The sequence below is a fragment of the Arthrobacter ginkgonis genome, assembly GCF_039540195.1.
In the GTDB taxonomy this organism is placed as follows: Bacteria; Actinomycetota; Actinomycetes; order Actinomycetales; family Micrococcaceae; genus Zafaria; species Zafaria ginkgonis.
Window position 1 is genome coordinate 632,340 of the sequence record NZ_BAABEO010000008.1, and the last position, 21,349, is coordinate 653,688.

21 protein-coding genes and 1 pseudogene are annotated in these 21,349 nt (G+C 69.8%); 7 read left to right on the forward strand and 15 right to left on the reverse strand.

Annotated features, from left to right (window positions below; genetic code table 11):
• The first annotated feature begins 43 nt into the window (after positions 1-43).
• A complete protein-coding gene (locus ABD912_RS05505) occupies positions 44-445 on the forward strand; it encodes a PaaI family thioesterase (RefSeq protein WP_345149064.1) in 402 nt (133 codons plus the stop codon).
• 65 nt (positions 446-510) lie between these two features.
• Here the strand turns inward: ABD912_RS05505 and ABD912_RS05510 are convergent, their stop codons facing one another.
• From ABD912_RS05510 to paaA, 9 genes are all read right to left on the reverse strand, one after another.
• On the reverse strand, positions 511-1,377 hold the full coding sequence (locus ABD912_RS05510) for a 3-hydroxyacyl-CoA dehydrogenase family protein (protein ID WP_345149065.1): 867 nt from the start codon (positions 1,375-1,377) through the stop codon (positions 511-513).
• Between the two features lie 10 nt (positions 1,378-1,387).
• The gene (locus ABD912_RS05515; protein ID WP_345149067.1) at positions 1,388-2,284 is read right to left on the reverse strand and encodes an enoyl-CoA hydratase/isomerase family protein; all 897 of its coding nucleotides are present in this window, start codon (positions 2,282-2,284) and stop codon (positions 1,388-1,390) included.
• Positions 2,284-3,510 carry an acetyl-CoA C-acyltransferase gene (locus tag ABD912_RS05520; protein WP_345149068.1) on the reverse strand — a complete coding sequence of 409 codons (1,227 nt, stop codon included), beginning with the start codon at positions 3,508-3,510 and terminating at the stop codon, positions 2,284-2,286. Before ABD912_RS05520 ends, ABD912_RS05515 begins: the two co-directional genes overlap by 1 nt.
• A 178-nt stretch (positions 3,511-3,688) precedes the next feature.
• Positions 3,689-4,468, reverse strand: a complete 780-nt coding sequence (locus ABD912_RS05525; protein ID WP_345149069.1) for an enoyl-CoA hydratase/isomerase family protein — start codon at positions 4,466-4,468, stop codon at positions 3,689-3,691.
• Between the two features lie 132 nt (positions 4,469-4,600).
• Positions 4,601-5,800 (reverse strand): 1,2-phenylacetyl-CoA epoxidase subunit PaaE, encoded by a 1,200-nt coding sequence (gene paaE, locus ABD912_RS05530; protein WP_345149070.1) that lies wholly within the window; start codon positions 5,798-5,800, stop codon positions 4,601-4,603.
• Complete coding sequence (gene paaD / locus ABD912_RS05535; protein ID WP_345149071.1) at positions 5,797-6,285, reverse strand: 1,2-phenylacetyl-CoA epoxidase subunit PaaD; 489 nt, start codon at positions 6,283-6,285, stop codon at positions 5,797-5,799. Before paaD ends, paaE begins: the two co-directional genes overlap by 4 nt.
• Positions 6,286-6,295: 10 nt before the next feature.
• A complete protein-coding gene (gene paaC / locus ABD912_RS05540; protein WP_345149424.1) occupies positions 6,296-7,141 on the reverse strand; it encodes a 1,2-phenylacetyl-CoA epoxidase subunit PaaC in 846 nt (281 codons plus the stop codon).
• Positions 7,142-7,155: 14 nt separating this feature from the next.
• Positions 7,156-7,488: a 1,2-phenylacetyl-CoA epoxidase subunit PaaB gene (gene paaB / locus ABD912_RS05545; protein ID WP_345149425.1), complete on the reverse strand. Its 333-nt coding sequence runs from the start codon at positions 7,486-7,488 to the stop codon at positions 7,156-7,158.
• A gap of 24 nt (positions 7,489-7,512) precedes the next feature.
• Entirely contained in the window at positions 7,513-8,502 is a 990-nt protein-coding gene (gene paaA, locus ABD912_RS05550) for a 1,2-phenylacetyl-CoA epoxidase subunit PaaA (RefSeq protein WP_345149072.1), read from the reverse strand.
• Between the two features lie 166 nt (positions 8,503-8,668).
• On the opposite strand from paaA, the gene ABD912_RS05555 reads away from it, so the two are divergent.
• Together ABD912_RS05555 and ABD912_RS05560 are read left to right on the forward strand one after the other, a co-directional pair.
• The gene (locus ABD912_RS05555) at positions 8,669-9,358 is read left to right on the forward strand and encodes a nicotinamide mononucleotide transporter (RefSeq protein WP_345149074.1); all 690 of its coding nucleotides are present in this window, start codon (positions 8,669-8,671) and stop codon (positions 9,356-9,358) included.
• A 381-nt stretch (positions 9,359-9,739) separates the two neighbouring features.
• Positions 9,740-11,419 (forward strand): thiamine pyrophosphate-dependent enzyme, encoded by a 1,680-nt coding sequence (locus ABD912_RS05560; protein ID WP_345149076.1) that lies wholly within the window; start codon positions 9,740-9,742, stop codon positions 11,417-11,419.
• 137 nt (positions 11,420-11,556) lie between these two features.
• Here ABD912_RS05560 and ABD912_RS05565 read toward each other — a convergent pair whose 3' ends face one another.
• The 6 genes and pseudogenes from ABD912_RS05565 to ABD912_RS05585 all read right to left on the reverse strand — a co-directional run bounded on the left by ABD912_RS05565 (position 11,557) and on the right by ABD912_RS05585 (position 17,645).
• Positions 11,557-12,720, reverse strand: a complete 1,164-nt coding sequence (locus ABD912_RS05565; RefSeq protein ID WP_425548030.1) for an ATP-binding cassette domain-containing protein — start codon at positions 12,718-12,720, stop codon at positions 11,557-11,559.
• Between the two features lie 69 nt (positions 12,721-12,789).
• Positions 12,790-13,305 (reverse strand): annotated as a pseudogene (locus tag ABD912_RS23530) (ATP-binding cassette domain-containing protein); the annotation flags it as partial.
• A 249-nt stretch (positions 13,306-13,554) separates the two neighbouring features.
• Positions 13,555-15,117 (reverse strand): insulinase family protein, encoded by a 1,563-nt coding sequence (locus ABD912_RS05570; protein WP_345149081.1) that lies wholly within the window; start codon positions 15,115-15,117, stop codon positions 13,555-13,557.
• Positions 15,118-15,215: 98 nt separating this feature from the next.
• Complete coding sequence (locus tag ABD912_RS05575; protein ID WP_345149083.1) at positions 15,216-15,833, reverse strand: hypothetical protein; 618 nt, start codon at positions 15,831-15,833, stop codon at positions 15,216-15,218.
• Between the two features lie 316 nt (positions 15,834-16,149).
• Entirely contained in the window at positions 16,150-16,614 is a 465-nt protein-coding gene (locus tag ABD912_RS05580; protein ID WP_345149085.1) for a DUF6318 family protein, read from the reverse strand.
• Positions 16,615-16,952: 338 nt separating this feature from the next.
• Positions 16,953-17,645 carry a tyrosine-protein phosphatase gene (locus ABD912_RS05585; RefSeq protein WP_345149086.1) on the reverse strand — a complete coding sequence of 231 codons (693 nt, stop codon included), beginning with the start codon at positions 17,643-17,645 and terminating at the stop codon, positions 16,953-16,955.
• 232 nt (positions 17,646-17,877) lie between these two features.
• Here ABD912_RS05585 and ABD912_RS05590 point away from each other — a divergent pair, with 232 nt between their 5' ends.
• The 4 genes from ABD912_RS05590 (at position 17,878) to ABD912_RS05605 (ending at position 21,267) form a co-directional block, all read left to right on the forward strand.
• Positions 17,878-18,315: a VOC family protein gene (locus tag ABD912_RS05590; RefSeq protein WP_345149087.1), complete on the forward strand. Its 438-nt coding sequence runs from the start codon at positions 17,878-17,880 to the stop codon at positions 18,313-18,315.
• A complete protein-coding gene (locus ABD912_RS05595) occupies positions 18,240-19,004 on the forward strand; it encodes a lysoplasmalogenase (protein ID WP_345149088.1) in 765 nt (254 codons plus the stop codon). The genes ABD912_RS05590 and ABD912_RS05595 overlap by 76 nt, the downstream gene beginning before the upstream one ends.
• 35 nt (positions 19,005-19,039) lie before the next feature.
• Positions 19,040-20,005, forward strand: coding sequence for a 1,4-dihydroxy-2-naphthoyl-CoA synthase (locus ABD912_RS05600; protein WP_345149089.1), 966 nt, complete (start codon positions 19,040-19,042; stop codon positions 20,003-20,005).
• 152 nt (positions 20,006-20,157) lie between these two features.
• Complete coding sequence (locus ABD912_RS05605) at positions 20,158-21,267, forward strand: AMP-binding protein (RefSeq protein WP_345149090.1); 1,110 nt, start codon at positions 20,158-20,160, stop codon at positions 21,265-21,267.
• Positions 21,268-21,349 lie beyond the last annotated feature (82 nt).

Sequence of the window (21,349 nt, forward strand, 5' to 3'; positions counted from 1 at the left end):
CAGTATGGTGCGGTGCTGTACACGTGAAATTTCGGAGGAACCCATGACGGAGTCGGAAGTCTGGACCATCACGCTCGGCGAACTGGACGAGAAGATGGGCGTGAAGATCATCGAGGAGTCCGTCGAGAGGGTCGTGGCCACCATGCCCGTGGAGGGGAACCGGCAGTCGTTCGGCCTGCTGCACGGAGGCGCCTCGCTGGCCGTCGGGGAGGCCGTGGGCTCGTGGGCGGCGGTGAAGCACGCATCCACGATGGGCAAGGTCGCCGTCGGGGTGGACGTCTCTGCCACGCACCACAAGTCGGCGCGCGAGGGCCTGGTGACCATCACCGCCACCCCGATCAGCCTGGGGCGGCGCATGACCTGCCACGAGGTGGTGCTGGAGAACGAGGCCGGCGAGCGGCTCTGCACCCTGCGGATCACGAACCTGATCGTCAACAAGAAGTAGCTCCAACACCAGTGCCCCGTCCCGCGGTTTCCGCGGGACGGGGCACTGGTGTTTGGCGGAGGGGCTCAGTGCCAGTCGTAGAAGCCCTTGCCGCTCTTGCGGCCGAGTTCGCCGCGGGCGACCTTGTCCCGCAGGATGGCCGGGGGCTCGAAGCGCGGGCCCAGGGTGGAGGCGAGGTATTCGGCGATGCCCAGGCGCACGTCCAGGCCCACGATGTCGGTGGTCTTCAGCGGGCCGGTGGGGTGCTTGTAGCCCAGGACCATCGCGTTGTCGATGTCCTCGGCGGAGGCCACGCCCTCCTGGACCATGCGCATGGCCTCCAGCGCGATCGCCACGCCGAGGCGCGAGGACGCGAAGCCGGGGGCGTCGTTGACCACGACCGCGGTCTTGCCCAGGCCCGCCACCCAGGCCCGGGCGGTCTCCACGAGGTCGTGGCGGGTCTGTTTGCCGATGACCACCTCGACCAGGGCCGAGGCCGGGACCGGGTTGAAGAAGTGCAGGCCCAGGAAGTCCTCGGGCCGGGCGAGCTGCCCGGCGAGGTCGGTCACGGAGATCGAGGAGGTGTTCGAGGCCAGCACCGCCCCCTCGTCCAGTTCGGCCTCGACGGCCCGCAGCGAGGAGACCTTCAGGTCCCAGAGTTCGGGCACGGCCTCGACGACGAGTCCGCGGTCCCCGAAGGAGGAGTAGTCGGTGGTCACCGACAGGCGCGAGGTGTACATCTCGGCGCTGCCAGCCAGGCCGCGCTCGACCGACTTGCCGACGGCGTCGGCCACCCGGGCGTGGGCGGCCTCGGCCGCGGCCGCGTCGCGCTCGACGACGACGACGTCGGAGCCGTTGATCAGGAACGCGTGCGCGATGCCGGCGCCCATGCGCCCGCCGCCGAGCACGCCCACGCGGGCGGGAAGGGTGTCTGCCGGGGAGTTCTCCGTCATGGTGCGTCCTTTACTTGTCGTCGGTGGTTCCCGGGGCGGTCTCCCCGTTCGTGGCGGCTGGCGCCGCGGGCTTTTTCCTGTCGGTGTTCTTGCGGTCCAGGAATGCCTGCATGCGGTCGAACTTGGCCTGGGACTCGAAGAGCATGCCCTGGGCCAGGGTGTCGATCACGGGATGAACCTCCCGCGGGGCGTGGAACACGGCCTTGGAGATCCGCACCGCCAGCGCGTCCTGCGCGGCGATCCGGTCCGCCAAGGCGTGCGCGGCCCCGTCCAGCTCCGGGCCCTCAACGAGTTCGGTGACCAGGCCCACGGCCAGGCACTCCTGCCCGCGCAGGACCTTGCCGGCGAGCAGGATCTCCTTGGCCAGCGGCTCGCCGACCAGTTCCTTCAGCCGCCAGGTGGCCCCGGCCGCGGCCAGGATGCCCAGGTTGGTCTCCGGGTTGCCCATGCGCAGCTCCGGGGTGCCGATGCGGAAGTCCGCCGCGTACGCCAGCTCCGCGCCTCCACCCAATGCGAACCCGTCCAGGGCCGCGATCACCGGCATCGGCAGGCGCGCGATGCGCTCGAACACCCCGGAGTTGATCCCGGCCAGCGCGTCGTCGCGGCGGCGCTCGCGCAGCTGCGCGATGTCCGCGCCCGAGGCGAAGATCCCCTTGACCCCGGCCCCCGGATCCGACGGCGTGCCGGACAGGATCAGGATCTTCGGGGTCCGTTCCAGGTGGGCGCACACCAAGTGCAGCTCATCCACCATGGTCTGGTCGATCGCGTTCCTCACCTCCGGCCGGTGCAGCCGCACCGCCAAACGGTCCGCCAGCTCCTCGACCACCAGCGTGGTGAACGCGGACGCGTCCAGGCGCGGCCCGCCGTCGTATGCCTCGCCTGCTGTTTCCTGAATCGTCTCCGCCATCAGACGCCTTCCACCAGCAGGGCGGTGCCCTGGCCGACGCCGACGCACATGGTCGCCAGGCCCAGCTTGCGCCCCGTCCCGGTGAGTTCGCGTTCCATGCGCCCCAGCAGCGTGATCGCGATGCGCGAGCCCGACGAACCCAGCGGATGGCCCAGGGCGATGGCGCCGCCGTCGTTGTTCACGATGTCCTGGTCCAGGCCCAGCTGGCGCATGACGGCCAGCGACTGGGAGGCGAAGGCCTCGTTCAGTTCGACGGCGCCGAGGTCCGCGACGCCAAGGCCCTGGCGTTCCAGGATCTTGCGGGTGGCCGGGACCGGGCCGATGCCCATGATCTCCTGGGCCACGCCCGCGGAGGCCCCGTCCAGGATGCGCGCCCGTGCGGCGAGCCCGTACTTTTCCACGGCCCGCTCGGAGGCGACGATGATCGCCGAGGCGCCGTCGTTCAGGGTGGAGGAGTTGCCCGCGGTGACCACGGAGCCGCCGTTGACCACCGGGCGCAGGCCCGAAAGTACCTCCAGGGTGGTTCCGGCGCGCGGGCCCTCGTCGGTGTCGACGACCGTTTCGGCGCCCTTGCGGCCCTTGACGGTCACCGGGACGATCTCCTCCTTGAAGCGTCCGGCCGCGATGGCGGCCAGGGCCCGTTCGTGGGAGCGCACGGCGAACGCGTCGCAGTCCTCGCGGGAGGTGTTGAACACGCGGGCGACCTCCTCCGCGGTCTCCGGCATGGAGAACACGGCCTTGCCGTCGCGGGAGAGCTTGCCGGAGACGAAGGCCGGGTTCGGGAAGCGCCAGCCGATGGAGGTGTCGTAGCTGGCGCCGGGCTTGGCGAACGCCGTCGTCGGCTTCTCCATGACCCACGGGGCGCGGGACATGGACTCCACGCCGCCGGCGACCACGATGTCCGCCGCTCCGGCCTTGATCATGTGGGAGGCCATGATGATGGCGCTCATGCCGGAGGCGCAGAGCCGGTTGACGGTGATGCCGGGAACGGTGTCGGGGAAGCCGGCCAGCAGCCAGGCCATGCGCGCGACGTTGCGGTTCTCCTCCCCCGCGCCGTTGGCGTTGCCGAAGATGACCTCGTCCACCAGGACCGGGTCGATGCCGGCGCGCTCCACCGCATCCTTCACCGTCAGTGCCGCCAAATCGTCGGGGCGGACGGCGCTGAGCGATCCCCCGTAGCGTCCTACCGGGGTGCGGGCGCCGCCCACGAGGAATGCCTCGGCCATGAAAACTCCTTTGCGTATCCGGCCCTTTGCCGCCGCGGCCGGTGCGGGCACAGTCAGTGCAGCCACGGCCCGGCGCAAATTACCGACCAATCGTTCAATAAGTAGGTTCCCACCGCGGGGGTGGGTGGTCAACCCGCGCCCGCCGCATGACGCCGGGCGCGGATTGAAGGGCGGCGGGCTAGCCGTTGAAGACGGGCTTGCGCTTCTCCTGGAAGGCCTTGAAGCCTTCGGCGTAGTCGGCGCTGGCGCACAGGTCCGCTTGGGCCTGGTTTTCCTGGGCCATGGACTCCCACAGCCCGATCCGACGGTCGCGGATGGAGGCCACCAGTTCCTTGGAGGCGCGGAAGGCGCCGGTCGCGCCGGTGGCAACCCGTGCCGCGGTGGCGCGGGTGGTCTCCAGGAGTTCATCAGCGGGCAGGGCACGGCTGAACAGGCCCGAGCGCACCGCCTCGGCACCGCCGATCAGTTCCGCGGTGTAGATCAGGTCCAGGGTCCGGTGCGCGCCGAGGCGCTCGGTGAAGAACCAGTGCCCTCCCGAATCCAGGGTGGCGCCCAGGTTGGCGAACGGGGAACCGATCTTTGCGTTCTCCGCCACGTACACCACGTCGGTGGCGATGGCCAGCCCCAGCCCGACGCCCAGGCACGGGCCCTGGACGGCGGCGAAGGTCGGTGCCGGGAAGTCGGACATCTGGCGCAGCAGCGGCTGCACCTTGCCGCCCAGGTAGCCGAGCACGTCGTCGTCGGCCGGAACGACGCCGGAGATGTCGCGTCCGGCGCAGAAGCCGCGGCCCTCGCCGCGCAGCAGCAGCGCCCGGACCCGGCCCTCGCCGGCGGCCCGGGCCGCTTGGGTGTAGGCGTCGGACAGTTCGGCCAGCGCGGCCTCGTCCACGGCGTTCATCTTCTCCGGGGCGTTGAGGACCACCTCGGCCACGCCGTCGGCGATGGAGAGTTCAATCATCGGGAAATCCTTTCGGCGGGCGGACGCGTGCCGTCCGTCCCACCCTAGGTGCGGGGGGGGCCGGGCGGCACAGCGTTGGCGTGCCCTTTCAGGCAGCCCAAGTCAGGCGGCCGGGAGGTCAGGCAGCGGGGCTCAGGCGTCGAAGTCGACGGAGACGCTCTCGCTGGTCGGGTGCGACTGGCAGGTGAGGACGTATCCCTGGGCCACTTCGTCCGGCTCCAGCGCGTAGTTCTCCTCCATCTCGACGGTGCCGGAAACGATCTTTGCGCGGCAGGTGCCGCACACGCCGCCGGCGCAGGCGAAGGGGACGTCCGGACGCACGCGCAGGGCCGCGTTCAGGATGGTTTCGCGGGCCTTCGCCGGGCTCTTGACGTGCCCCTGCAGGCCATCGAGACGGAATTCGATCTCGAAGTTCTCGCCGGATTCGTCGAGCTCCACCGGGCGGCCGATGTTCCCCTCGGGACGGTTCGGCTGGCCGGTGGTGAACAGTTCGAAGCGCACCTTCTCCGCCTCCACGCCCTGGGCGGCGAGGTTGTCGCGGACCAGCTGGACCAGCTCGAACGGACCGCAGAGGAACCATTCGTCGACCTGGTCGGTGCGGATGACCGAGCCGAGCAGGCTGCTGAGCTTCTCGGAGTCGATGCGTCCGGACAGCAGCGGGGAGATGCGCTGCTCGCGGGAGAGCACGTGGTGCAGCGCGAAGCGGGAGGGGTACCGGTCCTTGAGGTCGGCGAGCTCCTCGAGGAACATCACGTCCATCGCGGCCTTGTTCGCGTAGACCAGGTCGAAGCGGACGTTCTCGTTGGCGGCCAGCACGGTGCGGGCGATGGCCAGCACCGGGGTGATGCCGGAGCCGGCGGCCACGGCGACGAACACGTGCTCGGTGTCCGTGTCGATGCTGGAGGGGTCGTTCAGCCCGGTCATCTTGTGCTTGGAGATGAACGCGCCGGCGGGGCTCATCACGTCCAGCGTGTCGCCGGCCTTGAGGCTCTCGTTGGCCCAGGTGGAGAACAGGCCGCCGAGGTCGCGCTTGACGGCCACGCGGATCTCGCCCGGGACCGGTTCGGCGCAGATCGAGTAGCTGCGGCGGACCTCGTGCAGGTTGCCCTCGGCGTCCGGCAGCTCCTTGCGCAGCGCCACGTACTGGCCCGGGATGTAGTCGTACTGCCCGGCCAGCTCCTCCGGGACCGCGAAGGTCACTTCGATGGCGTCGGTGGTCAGCCGGCGGACCTCCGCGACCTCCAGCGGATAGAAGGCTGCACGACGCCGGCCCGCGGCCTCGGTGCCGCCGGTGGCGGCGGCGTCGTTCACAGTGTCAGTGGTTTCAGTCATGAGAGCACCTTGAAGTAGTCGAAGGGTTCCAGGCAGTCGCTGCAGACGTAGAGCGCCTTGCAGGACGTGGATCCGAAGCGGGACATCTCCCGCGTGTTGAGCGAATGGCAGCGTGGGCACTTCACGGCCATCCCGAGGGTCACGGGGCCGCTGTGGCCCTTGCCCGTGGGCGGGGCGATACCGTACTTTTCGAGCTTGGCCTTGCCGGCCTCGCTCATCCAGTCGGTGGTCCAGGCCGGGGAAAGGACCAGGTTCACCACCACAGGAGAGAATCCGGCGTCCCCGAAGGCTTTCTCCAGGTCCTGGCGGATGGCGTCCATCGCCGGGCACCCGGAGTAGGTCGGGGTGATGGTGACGACGACGCCCCGGTCCCCGGCCGGTTCGACCCCGCGCAGGATCCCGAGGTCCCCGATGGTGAGTACGGGGATCTCCGGATCGGTCACCTGGGCGGCGATTTCCAGAAGCTCTGCTGTGGTGGTGGACATGGTTTCGCTCCTACCAGGTGGCGCCGGGGTGCTTGCGGGCCAGCACCTGCATCTCGGCCAGGATGTAGCCCAGGTGCTCGGAGTGCTCGCCCTGGCGGCCCTTGCACAGGGCCGCCTTGGTCTGCGGGATTTCCAGGCCGGCTTCCTCCAGGACCGCGGTGATGTCGCGCTCCCACGCCTCCTTGAGGGCGGAGGGACGGACACCGGCGTCACCGAGCTCGTCGTGCAGCGGCTCGTCGAGGAAGAGCTCGTTGGCGTACGGCCACAGGATCTCCAGCGCGTGGCGCATGCGGCGCGCCGATTCCTCGGTGCCCCGGCCCAGCCGAAGGGTCCACTGCACGGCGTGGTCGCGGTGGTAGGCGACCTCCTTGACGGCCTTGGCGGAAATGGCGGCTAGCGTGTGGTCGGAGGACTCCGCCAGCGCCGTGTAGAGCAGGTCTTGGTAGATGGAGACGATCAGCTGGCGCGCGATCGTCACCCCGAAGTGCCCGTTGGGCTGCTCGACGAGGTGCAGCGAACGGAACTCCTCCTCCTCGCGGAAGTAGGCGAGGTCGTCCTCGGTCTTGTCCCAGGCCAGGCCGGCGTAGCTCAGGAAGGAGCGGGCGTGGCCGAGCAGGTCCAGCGCGATGTTGCCCAGCGCAACGTCCTCCTCCAGTTCCGGCGCCCGGGAAACCCATTCGGAGAGCCGGTGGGAGAGGATCAGGGAGTCGTCGCCGAGGCGGACCGCGTAGCGGGCCACGGTGTCGCCGGGACGCTCCTGCTGGATGGCGATGTCCTCGGGGCGCAGGGCATTGCCCGGCGTGACGCGGGTGGCGGAGGCCGTCGCGTCGCCGTGGGCGTCGAGGCTGTGGTCCATGGTTTCGGCTCCGCTCACAGGTGCTTCACGCCTTCGGACTTCTTGTAGTAGGTCGCGTGGCGGTAGTCCTTGCCCTGCGGGGACTCGAAGAACTCGCCCTTCGCGTCGGGGTCGGAGGCGATGATGTCCTCGCTGGCGACGACCCACAGGGAAACCCCCTCGTTGCGCCGGGTGTAGAGGTCGCGCGCGTTGCGCACGGCCATCTCGGCGTCGGGGGCATGCAGGGAACCGGCATGCACGTGGGAAAGCCCGCGGGAGGAACGGACAAAGACTTCCCACAGCGGCCAGGCCGCCCTGTCATGCCGCTGTCCTTCTTCCGTGGGGGAAGTCTTGACCGGTTGCGCCATTGCCGTCTGGTCTCCTGTTGCCATTTAGGCCACCTGTGCTTTCTGTGCCTTCTTGGCGGCGTATGCCGCAGCTGCCTCGCGCACCCACGCGCCGTTCTCGTGTGCCTCGCGCCGGCGCTCCAGGCGCTGGGCGTTGCAGGGACCGTTGCCGGCGATGACCGCCTTGAACTCGTCCCAGTCCAGGTCCTTGTGGAGCCACTGGCCGGCTTCCTCGTCGAAGCGCAGCTCCGGGTCCGGAAGGGTCAGGCCCAGCACCTTGACCTGCTCGGCGATCATCCCGACGAAGCGCTGGCGCAGTTCGTCGTTGGAGAAGCGCTTGATCTTCCACTCCATGGACTGCTGCGAGTTCGGGGAATCCGTGTCCGGCGGGCCGAACATCATCAGGGACGGCGCGTAGAAGCGGTTGATGGCGTCCTGCGCCATCGTCTTCTGGGCCTCGGTGCCGTGGGCCAGTTCCAGCAGGATCTCGAAGCCCTGGCGCTGGTGGAAGGACTCCTCCTTGCAGATGCGCACCATGGCGCGGCCGTACGGGCCATAGGAGGCGCGGCACAGCGGGACCTGGTTGGCGATCGCGGCGCCGTCGACCAGCCAGCCGATCGCACCCATGTCCGCCCAGGAGCGTGCCGGGTAGTTGAAGATCGAGGAGTACTTCGCCTTGCCGGAGAGCAGTTGCTCGTTGAGCACGTCGCGCGGGGTGCCCAGGGTCTCCGCGGCGGAGTACAGGTACAGGCCGTGGCCAGCCTCGTCCTGGACCTTGGCGATCAGGATCGCCTTGCGCTTCAGCGACGGGGCGCGGGTGATCCAGTTGGCCTCCGGCTGCATGCCGATGATCTCGGAGTGCGCGTGCTGGGAAATCTGGCGCGTCAGCGTCTTGCGGTACGCCTCCGGCATCCAGTCGCGCGGTTCGATGCGCGAGTCTTCGGCGATGAGCGCGTTGAAGCGCTCCAAGCCGGCCTGCTCTTCGGGCGACGGAACCGCGGACAGGTGCCCGCCGGCGTCGTTCTGTGCAGCCATGTGCTCACCTCACTATGACAAGAATTATTTACTGACCGTTCGTTCAGGATATGCGCCCCGGCGCATCCCGTCAATCGCACTCCGCCAGAACCCCGAAAGCCCGGCGAAGCCGGCGGAGCGCTAGGATCTATACGGCCACCATCACCCGTTCGATAGGCACTTCTTCGTGGACGACCTTTTCTACACTCTCTTCGGCCAGGCCTCCGGCACGGCCACCGGCACCCAGGTGGCCCTGTACGCGGCAGGTTCGCTGCTGACCTGCATCGCCCTACTGCTCCTGGCCCGCCGCAACGACCTGGCCTGGTGGGCCCAGATCCTCGCGGTGTTCGCCGGACCCCTGACGATCGCCCTGCTCTACGGCTACGAGGGGCTGATCAGCGCGGTGCCGAAGATGGCGGTGGCCGCCTACGGCCTCTGGCGGTTCAGCAAGTACCCGCCGGTGGGCAAGTTCGGACGCGAGGTCGAGGTCCGCGGATTCTCGCTCCGGAGCCTGGCGTGGGGGCTGATCCTGACCGTGGCGTTCACCGCCCTGGCGCTGGGGCCGATGCTGACCACCGGCTTCATCTTCTCCGACCTGACCACCGCCCTGTGGCTGTCCCTGCTGCTCGAATCGGTGGTGGTGGCGGCCCTGGTGGGCATCGCCAACGGCGTGCGGTGGGCATGGCTGGCGATCGCCGGCTCCGGCGCGGCCTACATCGCAGTGCTCTTCGGCAGCAACCCCGCCCTGGCGACGCTGGCCCTGCTGGTCTTCCAGGTCCTCGCCGCCCTGTACGGGTGGTGGGCCTGGCGGCCCCTGCCGGCCGAGACCGCCACCGCGGAGGCCGAGGCTTACCCGCCCAGCCCCTACAAGGGCTGACGGCCCGCGCAGGCAACCTGCGCTTCGACATGGGAAATGGCGGCTTCCGGACCACGGGAGCCGCCATTTCCTTTACCGGAACGCGGCACGGCGGGAGGCGCCGCCACCCCCGTCGCCGACAACGACAAACAGTGCGTGTATCCAAACGGGACAAGGCCGTTTTGTGCAGACGCAGACAGTTCTGTGTAAATTTCGCACATATATGTTCAATATTTGAAGTGACTACCGCCACAATCATTACTTCTCCATGTCGCGACACACCGGTGAGTAACCTCTCCGATCCTGTAGCTTGGGCCAAATCACGGACATTTTCCTACCCGGGACGCGCCTGCGTCCCACCGCCGCCCAAGCGGCGAGTTCGAAAGCGAGAGAGGTCACCACGTGACGCAGATTCAAGAGGCGCCGGCGGGCGCTCAGGTTGTTGGCCCCACGACGAAGTCGGCCGGCCACGTCATCGTCGACGCCTTGGCGGCTCACGGGGTCGAGCGGACCTACGTCGTGCCCGGCGAGAGCTTCCTGGACGTCCTGGATGGCCTCCACCACGCCGACATCGAAACCATCGTGTGCCGCCACGAGGGCGGCGCCGCCTACATGGCCGAGGCCGACGGCAAGATGAACCAGCTGCCGGGCATCGCCATGGTCACCCGCGGCCCCGGCGCGGCGAACGCCCACGTGGGCCTGCACACCGCGTGGCAGGACTCCACCCCGATGGTCCTGTTCGTGGGCCTGATCCCGTTCGAGCACCGCGACCGCGAGGCGTTCCAGGAGTTCGACATCAAGGCCTGGTTCGACACCGGCGCCAAGCGCGTCATGGTCCTGGACCACGCCGAGCGCGCCTCCGAGATCGTCGCCGAGGCCATGTTCGCCGCGATGAGCGGCCGCCCGGGCCCCGTCGTCGTCGGCCTGCCCGAGGACATCATCCGCGAGCAGGTCGATCCGACCCCGCACCCGGTGATCCCGGTCGCGACCGGCGGCATGACCGTCACCGACTGGAAGGCGCTGAAGTCGGCCCTCGAGGAGGCGGAGAAGCCGCTGTTCGTCCTCGGCGGCAACGACTGGACCCAGGAAGGCGCGGACGCGCTCACCGCCTGGCTGGAGGAGCACAAGATCCCGGCCGCCGTCGAGTGGCGCTGCGAGGGAACCATCCCGTTCTCCTCCCCCTCCTACGTGGGTCCGATCGGCTACGGCCGCCCGAAGCCGACCTACGACCTGCTCGAGGAAACCGACCTGCTGGTCTTCGTCGGCACCGTGCCCGGCGACGTGATCACCGACGGCTTCGTGGTCCGCCAGGACTGGACCAAGAAGAACTTCCTGGTCACGATCGACCCGTCGCTGCGCGGCCGCTCCGGCGCCGTCTCCCACCAGATCGTGGCCAAGCCGGACGTGTTCGTCCGCGACCTGGTGACGATGGACCTGCCCTGCCGCGCCGAATGGGCCGCCTGGACCGAGCGCATGCGCGCCGAGCAGGAGAAGTTCGCCGCCCTGCCCCCGGCCGCCCCGACCGCCGGCCAGGCCCGCATGGACACCCTGATGGCCAACCTGTGCGCTTCCCTGCCGCAGGACGCCATGGTCACCCTGGGCGCCGGCGAGCACACCAACTGGGCGCACCGCTACTTCCCCACCGAGCGCTACGCGTCCATGATCTCGGCCCGCAACGGCTCCATGGGCTACTCGGTCCCCTCCGCGATCGCCGCCTCCCTGGCGAACCCGGGCCGCCGCGTGGTCACCATCGCCGGCGACGGCGAGTTCCTCATGAACGGCCAGGAACTGGCGACCGCCGCGCAGTACGGCGCCACCCCGCTGGTGATCGTCATGGACAACCAGGAATACGGCACCATCCGCACCCACCAGGAGCGCCACTACCCCGAGCGCATCTCCGGCACCCAGCTGAAGAACCCGGACTTCGCGCTCATGGCGCAGGCCTTCGGCGGCTTCGGCGTGCGCGTGGAGGCCGACGCCGACGTCCCCGCCGCCCTCGAGGCCGCCCTGAAGGCGATCGACGAGGACAAGACCTTCGCCCTGATCCACCTCATCGTGGAACAGCGCGTCAAGGCCTACTAGGCCATCAGGTCCCCTAGGGAACACCTTCCCTAGGGATCACCTTCTTCAGGAACACAGTGAAAACGTGCCCCCGGCGTTGCGCCGGGGGCACGTTTTCCTTATGCGGCGGGGCAGCCGCCGCTGGCCGCACCGGTCCGTTATGCCTGGTGCCGGACCAGCTCCCAGCGCCGGGTCAGGTCCAGGCGCTGGAGGAAGGGCGCATCGTGGCTGACCACCACCAGCGCTCCGCGGTATGCCTCCAGCGCGTCGACGAGCTGGTCCACCGTCTGCGCATCGAGGTGGTTGGTCGGCTCGTCGAGCAGCAGCAGCTGCGGGGTCGGGTCGGCCACCAAAAGGGCGGCCAGCTCGGCCCTGAACCGTTCGCCCCCGGAGAGCGTCGCCAGCGGTGCCTCGGCCCTCGCCCCACGGAAGAGGAACCGCGCCAGATGGGTGCGGATCTGTTCCGGGGTCCGGGTTGGGGCCGCCTGCCGCAGGGCCTCCAGCACGCTGAGGTCCTGCTGGCCGCCCGCGGACGGTACGACGGCGGGTTCGGCGGCACGGTGTGCGACGCCGGCCGCGCCTCCTGCCACCCGGCCCGCGGGCAACCGCTGCCGCAGGTACCCCACGGGCACCCGGGCGGCACCGGCCAACGCCTCGAGCAGCGTGGTCTTCCCGGTCCCGTTGGCTCCCGTCAGGGCGATCCGTTCGGCCCCCACGATGCTGATTTCGGCACTGTTGTCCTGAGCCCGGGGGTCCTCAGCACCGTGGCCCCCAGCACCGTGGGCGCCGCCGTCGACTTGGACCGCGCCCTCCACCAGCAGCGCCCCGGGCCCCGGTGCGCGCAGGGCGGCCACGGTGCGCCCGCCCGGCACCAGGGTCTCAGGCAGGTCCAGCCGCAGCCGTTGTTCGGTGGCCGCGGCGTCGAGCGCCGCCTCCAGCTCGCGTTGGGCCTCGGCGGTGGCCTCCGCGTGCCGCGAGCGCGTGGCCCCGGCCGTTTCCTGGGCGCGGGCCGCGCGGGCGTTCGCCAGGATCCTGGGCATGGATCCTCCCGCCTTCCTGCCTTGGGCCGTCCGGCGCTCGATCCGTGTTTGGGCTTCGGCGCGCATCCGCTGCTCGTCCGCCACGGCGGTGCGGGCGGCACTGACCCGTGACTCGGCGCTCCGCCGGGCTGCTGCGACGGAGCGATCGCGATCGTCCCACGAGCCGTGGACCGCCAACACCGCGCCGTCGGCCACGCCGGACCGGATGCGGTGCGGCGTCAGTTCCAGGATGGTGCCGGCCCGCTCCAGCAGGCCCCGGTCATGGCTGGCTGCCAGCACCATGCCCGGGCGGGCGACCAGCGCCTCAAGCAGGCGCTCCCGGGCTGGGGCGTCGAGGTTGTTGGTGGGTTCGTCGAGCACCAACAGCGGTGCGTCTCGAAGCATCAACCCGGCCAGGGCAACCTGGGTCGCTTCCCCGCCGGAGAGGGAGAGGACCGGGCGGTCCAGGAAATCCGCTTCACCGGCTCCGGCCAGGCCAAGGGCCGTGAGTTGGACCGCGGCCCGCTCCTCCAGGTCCCAGTCATCGCCGATCAGCTCCAAATCGGCCGCGAGGGTTTCGGTGGCTCCGCCCAGCACGCGGCGCAAGGCGCCGAGCTTCTCCCCCAGCCCCAACAGGTCTCCCACCCGCTGGCCGGGACGGGTTTCCAGCCGCTGCGGCAGGTGTGCGGCGGCCGGGGCACTCAGGTGCCCGCCCTGCGGGGCATGGAGTCCCGCGGCGAGCGAGAGGATGACGGACTTGCCGAGCCCGTTGGGGCCGGTCAGCACCGTCAGGCCGGGGCCGACGGTAAAGGTGATGTCCTGCAGGATCCGGCGGCCGTTGGGCCAGGCGAATCCGACGTGGTCGAAAATCAGAGGTGAAAACTGCATGGGGATACTCCCGTCTCGCGTGATGCATCGAGCCGGTGGCGTCGACGCGGATTAGGCGAAGGCCGGGTGCAGCTTCACTTCTGCGCTCCTCACGTAGGCAATGGGACCCCTCCAGCCTACCCGCCGAGGGCCCCACGTCGAGCGAAGCGAGGCGGGGAGGCGCTACCCGCCGAGGGCCCCACGTCGAGCGAAGCGAGGCGTGGGAGGCGTGGGAGGCGGGGAGGCGCTAACCGGGCCGCGCACTTTGCCTCAATCCGCAGGGGACGCGGCCCGCTCCGCTTCGGGCTCCCCAGCCGTGCCGTTACCGGCCTCTTCGTGGTACTGCAGGCGCTGCGGAACGCGCCGGCGCAGGTCGGCGAAGGCCTCCCGTCCCCGCCGGAACCAGACCGCCAGGACATGGATCTGGAACCCGTCCCGGCCGATGATGGTGGCGGACTCTCCGGCCTCCTCGGCGTCGCCCCATTCGATGGCGGCGACGTCCGCCCACCGGTAGGCCTCCCGTTCCCCTTCGGCGGAGAAGGCGACGCCGGCGTCCCCGATCTCCAACCGGGCATCGCGCGGCACGCCCGCGAAGACTCCGATCAGGCTGCGCTTGTGGCCCGTGCCGGGCGGGAGGTCGGCGGGCACGTGCCGCAGCGGCGGAAAGACGACCCCGGTGGACTCGTTGGCGTCCGTGGGGATGGCGTCCTCCGGCAGGCCGACCAGCAGGGTTTCGTCGAGGCGGGACAGGAAGTCCGCCATGTCGGCGGGCGTGTGGCTCTCCAGGGCGGCCAGATAGGCGGCGTGCGGCCACTCCGGCAGCTGGACGAGGTGGGAAATCGCCGCGTCCTGGGCATCCTCGGCGGCGGTGCCAGGGTTCTGGCCGGAATCGCTGGTGGTGCCGATCGCCTCGTCGAGCTCCTCCGCCGTCACTCCCTCGTCCCGCAGCCGCCTTAAGAGGGACAGGATCTCGTGGGCGACCCTGACGGCGTTGGCGGGCTTGAGGTTCACGGTGATGAGCGTGACGCCGCGGCCGGGTCCGATGGCGGTGCTGACCACGTCGAGGTCGTAGATCAGGCCCGCGGTCCTGCGCAGGGTGGCATGGGCGCGGCGCTGGAGGGTGTGGGCGAGGATGCCCTGCACGTAGCTGAGCGGACTGTCGGCGCCCGGGGCCTCGAAGGACAGCACCAACTGGTCGGTGCCGGAAACGTATTCGGCGGGACGGATTCCCGTGGGTTCGGCATCGTCCGGAACGGGGCGCCGCTCGCCGTCGGGCAGCGGAAGCCGCAGGCCCGGCGGCGGCGGTCCGGTGAAGGTCACGACGGCGTTGGCGCGCGTGAAGTAGCGCGCAGCGTGGGCGGCGAGGTCCTGCGGGCCGATGCGGTCCATGAAATTGGGGGAAGCGCCGGCAAGGCCGATGCCGCGGAGGCCATAGCGGTGCACCAGGGCTTCGCCGTAGGCGGGCGCGACCGGCATGCCTCCCTCGGCGTCTATGACTCCCTTTTCGGTTTCCAACAGTCCCGGGTCGAGGTCTCCTGCGGCGACGGCTGCCAGCGATACGCAAATGTCCGTCAGGGTCTTGGCGACGGATTCGGGCCGGCCCGTGGCGGAAAAGGTCGTGACTCCCAGTTCCACCCTGCCGTTGTGTTCATGGGTGATCGGCGGCAGGCGGGAGAACGCCAGATGTTCGAGGAGGTGGGTCAGGCCGAGGGTTTCGAAGGTTTCGTCGCGAACGCCGACGCGGAAGGTCAGGAGCCCGGTGAGGGCCCCGGGCGCGTTGGCCCAGAACACCGGGACTCCATCGATCTCGGTTCGGTTCACTGCTTCTGCCACGGGGTCTCCAACGAGTCGGGGGCGCCTTGGGATGCGTTACGGGACAGCATAGCGACCGTCGCCGCAGGCATACCGCCCTGTGCCCTGGGCGACGCCGGTCACTCGTTGAAGGGCCCGTCGCAGTACGGGCCATCGGGTTCCTCGGCGCAGGTGGCGTCGACCAGGAGCTTCTTGGTGCGCCAGACGTCCACGGTGGCCGGGACGCTGGCGACGGAGTTGGTTCCGACCACCGCCTGCCATGGGCCTCCGTCCGCGCTGTATTCGGCCTGGAAGGTGGTGGTCAGGGCCAGCCGGTGGGTGCCGGTCTCCGCGTACTGGTGGCTGGTTTCGGTTTGGACGTCGAATTGGCCGGAGCCGAGGGGTCCCCCGGGAATCACCGTGGTCCAGCTGTGGCCGTCCCCGTAGGACCAGCGGTAGTTGATCGGGCGGACCCGCACTTGCACGTCCACGCCGAGGATCGTCTCGCGGAATTCCTGCGGATCGGCGTCGGCCCAGACGTTGGTGTGGGCGTTGCGCAGCGTGAAGCCGTTGAACTCGGTCCCGATGGTGGCCGGCACGATGCCGAGGCGATCCACCTGCTCCACCGTCAGCTGGAAGGGCGGCTCCGCGTCCACGGTCAGCTCCGGTTCGCTGCCCGCACCCAGGTTGCAGAAGTTTGCCCTGCTGACGATTTCCTCGGTTCCGTCCGGCAGTACCGCGAACACCGTCCGCAGCACCAGGTCCGCCCCGTCGGGGCAACTGACCCCAGCCCCACCGCACCCTGTTCCGACGGCGGTCCCTACGGAACACAGGATGCCGTAGTTGACGCGATAGCGGACGTCGGAGGCTGGAGGGCGGTAATAAGTGCTTTCGGAGTTTCCAATTTCACTGTAGGTGCATCGAACAGGCCGCGTCAGCATTGCCCCGGTTTCCGTTCTTACTTCGACCGTGCAATTGCTAGAAATTGCGGGTGACGCCGTGCCCATATTCACGCACACGGCGAGTATTGGAATCACCAATACCCACATCAAAAACGACATCAGGAGCGGACGGTCACATCTCTGCCGATTCAACGGACAACACCTTCCAACCACCGCCGTCATCCTGCAGCGTGAAAGTTGTCAGATATTTGTCTGTAGCAGGGGATGTCTCAGCCCAAGCTCCATCTTCATCGTAGGACTTGAATTCGAGCAGCCTTGATTCCGCAAGCACAGTTCCATACTTACCGTCGATGTCAGCCTTGAGTACTTCGATCTCGAAACCGCCACCAACCACATGTAGACCGTGCTCGCGCCGATATTCAGACTGGTTGATGGTCCCCTCAAAGCATGTCTGGCACGTTTCGACCACGCGTTTCAGAATTTGGTCGGTGGAGTTAGTCGTGCGCGTGTAATTGACCAACTCCACATAAAACTCCGTGAACGCCACCGCGCCTTCCGGAGTCTTCTCCTTCGCCGCTTCCGGCAGTTCCGGGACCGGGACGTTCTTGGCGGGGCTGGTCGGCGTCGCTGGGACCATGGAGGGTGATGCGGACGCCGAGGCACTCGCCGGGGAGGACGCACTGGTGCTCGACGAAGCGTGGGGCGCGGCGGACGTCTCCCCCGGCTGTCCGCTCGCGGCGCACCCGGCGAGCGCCAACGATCCGGCAAGTGCCAATGTTCCTGCAAGTGCCCAGGCCGCCGGCGACCAGCGGCGGGCGAATTCGTGCTGCGGGCGGTGCCGGGACACAGGTGGAGCTACGTGCGACTTCATAGGACCCCCAACGGCGGTTCGTGGACATCAGGTATGCGGACATCACGAGTCAGCACAGCATAGCCAGCAAAACCACCCCCGATGAGGGTTATCCACACCCTGATTCAGTCGGATCGACCAAGAAGTTTGCGCTTCACGGCCGCAATCTCGCCGCTTGTCATCCCCTGCTCCAGCAGCAGGTCCTCCACGGACACCGCCTGGACGAACTCCCCCAGCGCCTGCTGCCGGTCGGCCATGGTCTCGACCATTTCGGATTCGGTCAGGTACCGCTCATGAGGGTGCCTGACCGGGCTGGTGCGGCGCCAATCGTTGATCCCGCGCGCGCCGGCGTCGTACTGCGGCCCCACCAGGTCGGGGCGGTCGGCCAGCAACAGCAGCAGCGTCACCACCAGCCCCGTGCGGTCCCGTCCGGCCGAACAGTTCAGCACCACCTTCCCCTCGGCCGCGGCCAGCGCACGGAAGACGCCGGCGATCAGGTCGGGGAAGATCCGCACGTTGTCGAGGTAGTAGCGCGGGTGGTTCAGGTAGGGCAGGGCCAGCGGGTAGGCCTCGTGCCCGGTGTCCTCCGTCGGGCGATGTACGACGGCGATCCCCACCTGGGCCACGTCCGTCGCCTCCGGGTCCGTCGCCCGGCGCACCCGCTCGTCGAGGTTCCGCAGGTCGATCACGGTGCGCACGCCGTCGTCGTACGCCTGGCGCCACCCGCGCTCGGTGAGCCATTCGCTGCGGCCCATCCGGTACACGTCGCCGAGCACGCGGCGCGCATTCACCGCGCCCTCCCAGTGCACCTTCTCCATGGAGCCAGCCTAAATGGATCCGGACTGGAACGTCGGCGCCCTCCCCACGGCAGCATTTCGACGGCGCTTGTTGCCCGCCCCTGGCGTTTCGCCAAAGGCAGGTGTCGGTTTTGAGGGCGAAACCCCGCATCTGCCTTTGGCGAAACGGTCCGGAGCCGCGACTACCTGTGCCGAAACGACCAGGGCGGGGTCCCTCTTCCCGCCCCTGACGGCCGCCGCGTAGCGTTGGCCCATGGCATACAGCATCCAAATCGTCGTGGATTCCGCGGACCCGCACACTCAGGCCGACTGGTGGGCGGAGACCCTCGGGTGGGAGACCGAGCCCACGGATGAAGGCTTCATCCGGAACATGGTGGCCCGGGGGTTGGCCCAGGAATCGGACACCCTTCTGCACCGCGGCAAGTTGATGTGGAAGTCCGGGGCCGCCATCCGCGTCGTGGACGATGCCGAACACCGCGAGGGCCCGCGCATCCTGTTCCAGTCCGTTCCGGAGGCCAAGACCGTCAAGAACCGCCTCCACTTGGACGTCCGCGCCGGCGACGAGGACAAGGCCGAGGTCCGGGCGCGCCTCGAGTCCCGCGGAGCCACCTTCCTTTGGGAGGCCAGCGAAGGCCCGTACTCCTGGTACACCATGGCCGATCCCGAAGGGAACGAATTCTGCATTACCTGACCTTCCTGCTCACCGCGGCGGCGGCGCTGGCGGCCGCCGCCGACTGGGTCCTGGCGGACCGTCCGCCGTCCGGGCTCCGCACCGTCACGAAGACCTCGGCCATGTTCCTGCTGCTGGCCGCGGGCGCGTCCGTGGTGCTGGCCCCGGAGGAGATGTTTCCGCACCGGCTTCCCCTCCCGGCGGCGGCACTGGTGCTCTCCGGGATGGCCCTGTCCCTGGTCGGCGACGTGCTGCTCCTGCGGGAACACCTGTTCACCGCGGGCCTGGGGGTGTTCCTCATCGCCCACCTTGCGTACACCGCGGCCTTCGCGCTCATGGCGTTCGAGTCCGCCCGCCTCCTCGGGCCGACCAGCGTCGCCGCCGGGGCGGTGGCGGGCGCGGCCGTGGTGGCCTCGGCCGTCTTCGTGCTGGGACGGACGATCCTCGCGGGCGCCGAACGCCGCGGCGAGCGCGCCCCGGTAGCCGCCTACCTGGCGGCGATCTCGGCGATGGTCGTGGCGGCCGGGGCCAGCGGGCACCCGTGGGCGGCGGTCGGGGCGGGGCTGTTCTATGCCTCGGACACCCTCCTGGCCTGGCGGCGCTACGTCGGGCAGGGGGCCGGTTCCACGTTCCGGTGGCGCGAGTGGCATGTGATGGCGACCTACCACGTTGCCCAGTTCTGCTTCCTGGCCGTGCTGGCCTTCGGGTGAGGCCCCCGATCACGGGCCGGCACCGGGCCGCCACTATGATCGGGAGGGTGACCAGCACCGAACTTCCCGCCCAGGTTTCCGACATCTTCGACCCCACCCGCTGGCGCGTGGTGGAAGGCTTCGACTTCCAGGACATGACGTACCACCGGCAGGTGGAGCGCGACGCCGACGGCGCCGTCGTGCGCGACCTGCCGTGCGTGCGCATCGCCTTCAACCGCCCCGAGGTGCGCAACGCGTTCCGCCCCGGCACGGTCGACGAGCTCTACCGGGCCATGGACCACGCCCGCATGTCCCCCGACGTGGCCACGGTGCTGCTCACCGGCAACGGCCCCTCCTCCAAGGACGGCGGACACAGCTTCTGTTCCGGCGGCGACCAGCGCGTGCGCGGCCGCGACGGCTACCGCTACGCCGGGGGCGAGACGGCCGAGACCATCGACCCGGCCCGCGCCGGCCGCCTGCACATCCTCGAGGTGCAGCGCCTGATGCGCACCATGCCCAAGGTAGTCATCGCCGTGGTCAACGGCTGGGCGGCCGGAGGCGGGCATTCCCTGCATGTGGTCTCCGACCTGACCATCGCCTCCCGCGAACACGGCAGGTTCAAGCAGACGGACGCCACCGTGGGCTCCTTCGACGCCGGCTACGGCTCGGCGCTGCTGGCCCGCCAGGTGGGCCAGAAGACGGCCCGCGAGATCTTCTTCCTGGCCCGCGAGTACTCGGCCGAGGACATGGTCCGCATGGGCGCGGTCAACGAGGCCGTGGACCACGCCCGCCTGGAGGAAGTGGCGCTGGAGTACGCAGCGGACATCGCCCGCCAGTCCCCGCAGGCCATCCGCATGCTCAAGTTCGCCTTCAACCTGGCCGACGACGGCCTGGCCGGCCAGCAGGTGTTCGCCGGCGAGGCCACCCGCATGGCCTACATGACCGACGAGGCCGTGGAGGGCCGCGACGCGTTCCTCCAGAAGCGCGAGCCGGACTGGTCCAGCCACCCGTACTACTTCTGAGCCCCGCTCCTTCCCAGCCGGGTTCCTTCCCAGCTCCCTTCCCCCGCCCCGCCCTTCCCGGCCCGGAACGCCGTCCCCGGATCCGCCGTTATGCGCCCCGCAAAGCGCCGGATCCGGGGACGGCGTTGGGCTTTTCCCCTGAGAGGCCATCCGTGAATCTCGCCCCCGCCCTGACCGCACTCGCCGCCGCCCTCGACGGCACCGGAGCGGCAGTGGAGATCCTGCCCGGGGACGCCCCCGGGACCCCTGCGATCACCCGGGTGCCGGAGGCGCCGGCGGGGACGGCCGCCGTCGTGCGCACCTCCGGTTCCACCGGGACGCCGAAGCGGACGCTGCTGCCGGCCTCCGCGCTGGCGGCCTCCTCCGCGGCCACGGCCGCGGAACTGGGCGGGGAGGGCCAGTGGCTGCTGGCGCTTCCGGTCACCTACGTGGCCGGACTCGCCGTGCTCACCCGCAGCCTCCATGCCGGGACCCGGCCGGTGGCGCTGGATCCGGCAGCCTCCTTCACCGCGGAGGCGTTCACGGAGGCCGCCGAGTCCCTGACGCACCGGATCCGCCTCACTTCGCTGGTGCCCACCCAGCTGCAGCGGCTGCTCACCGAGCCCTCCGCGCGCACGCTGGCGGCGCTGCGCCGCTTCGACGCGCTGCTGATCGGCGGGGGCCGCACCTCCGATGCGGTGCGCCGCGAGGCGGCCAAGCACGGGCTCGCCGTCCGCCTGACGTACGGCATGAGCGAAACCTGCGGCGGGTGCGTGTACGACGGCGTGCCGCTGCCCGGGGTGCGTGCCCGTTCCGAGGACGGCCGCCTGCTGCTCGGCGGCCCGGTGGTCGCCGGCGGCTACCTCGGCGACCCGGAGCTGACCGCCGCGCACTTCAGCACGGACGCCGACGGCGTCCGCTGGTACCGCACCGAGGACCTGGGCACCGTCTCCGCCGGCCGCGTGGAGGTCCACGGCAGGGCCGACGACGTCATCAACACCGGCGGCGTGAAGGTCTCCGCCGGCGTCATCCAGCGGTGCGTCGAGGCGCTGCCCGGCGTGGAGGCCGCGCTGGTGCTGGGCGTCCCCGACCCCGAATGGGGCACCGCCGTCGGGCTCGCCTACGTGGGGGACGCGGACGGCGGAGGCATCGCCGCCGCGGTCCGCGCCGGGCTGGGTGCCGCGGCGGTCCCGCGCCGGATCCTGCACCTGGACGCGCTGCCCCTGCTGCCCAACGGCAAGCCGGACCGCCAAGGCATCCTGGGGCTGCTCGCCGCGCTCTGAGGTTTCCCCCGGCGGGGCCGGATTTCCGCGGCGGGACCCGATTTCCGCGGCGGCGCCGGCCGGGGGGAGAATGGGACGCTGG

Coding starts and splice junctions, on each gene's coding strand:
- paaA (WP_345149072.1), bottom strand. CDS start 8,502: ATGGCTGCACAGAACGACGCCGGCGGGCACCTGTCCGCGGTTCCGTCG.
- paaC (WP_345149424.1), bottom strand. CDS start 7,141: ATGGACCACAGCCTCGACGCCCACGGCGACGCGACGGCCTCCGCCACC.
- ABD912_RS05515 (WP_345149067.1), bottom strand. CDS start 2,284: ATGGCGGAGACGATTCAGGAAACAGCAGGCGAGGCATACGACGGCGGG.
- paaD (WP_345149071.1), bottom strand. CDS start 6,285: ATGTCCACCACCACAGCAGAGCTTCTGGAAATCGCCGCCCAGGTGACC.
- ABD912_RS05525 (WP_345149069.1), bottom strand. CDS start 4,468: ATGATTGAACTCTCCATCGCCGACGGCGTGGCCGAGGTGGTCCTCAAC.
- ABD912_RS05565 (WP_425548030.1), bottom strand. CDS start 12,720: ATGGTGCTGGCAGCCAGCCATGACCGGGGCCTGCTGGAGCGGGCCGGC.
- ABD912_RS05510 (WP_345149065.1), bottom strand. CDS start 1,377: ATGACGGAGAACTCCCCGGCAGACACCCTTCCCGCCCGCGTGGGCGTG.
- ABD912_RS05600 (WP_345149089.1), top strand. CDS start 19,040: ATGATCGGGAGGGTGACCAGCACCGAACTTCCCGCCCAGGTTTCCGAC.
- paaE (WP_345149070.1), bottom strand. CDS start 5,800: ATGACTGAAACCACTGACACTGTGAACGACGCCGCCGCCACCGGCGGC.
- ABD912_RS05505 (WP_345149064.1), top strand. CDS start 44: ATGACGGAGTCGGAAGTCTGGACCATCACGCTCGGCGAACTGGACGAG.
- paaB (WP_345149425.1), bottom strand. CDS start 7,488: ATGGCGCAACCGGTCAAGACTTCCCCCACGGAAGAAGGACAGCGGCAT.
- ABD912_RS05580 (WP_345149085.1), bottom strand. CDS start 16,614: ATGGTCCCAGCGACGCCGACCAGCCCCGCCAAGAACGTCCCGGTCCCG.
- ABD912_RS05585 (WP_345149086.1), bottom strand. CDS start 17,645: ATGGAGAAGGTGCACTGGGAGGGCGCGGTGAATGCGCGCCGCGTGCTC.
- ABD912_RS05590 (WP_345149087.1), top strand. CDS start 17,878: ATGGCATACAGCATCCAAATCGTCGTGGATTCCGCGGACCCGCACACT.
- ABD912_RS05520 (WP_345149068.1), bottom strand. CDS start 3,510: ATGGCCGAGGCATTCCTCGTGGGCGGCGCCCGCACCCCGGTAGGACGC.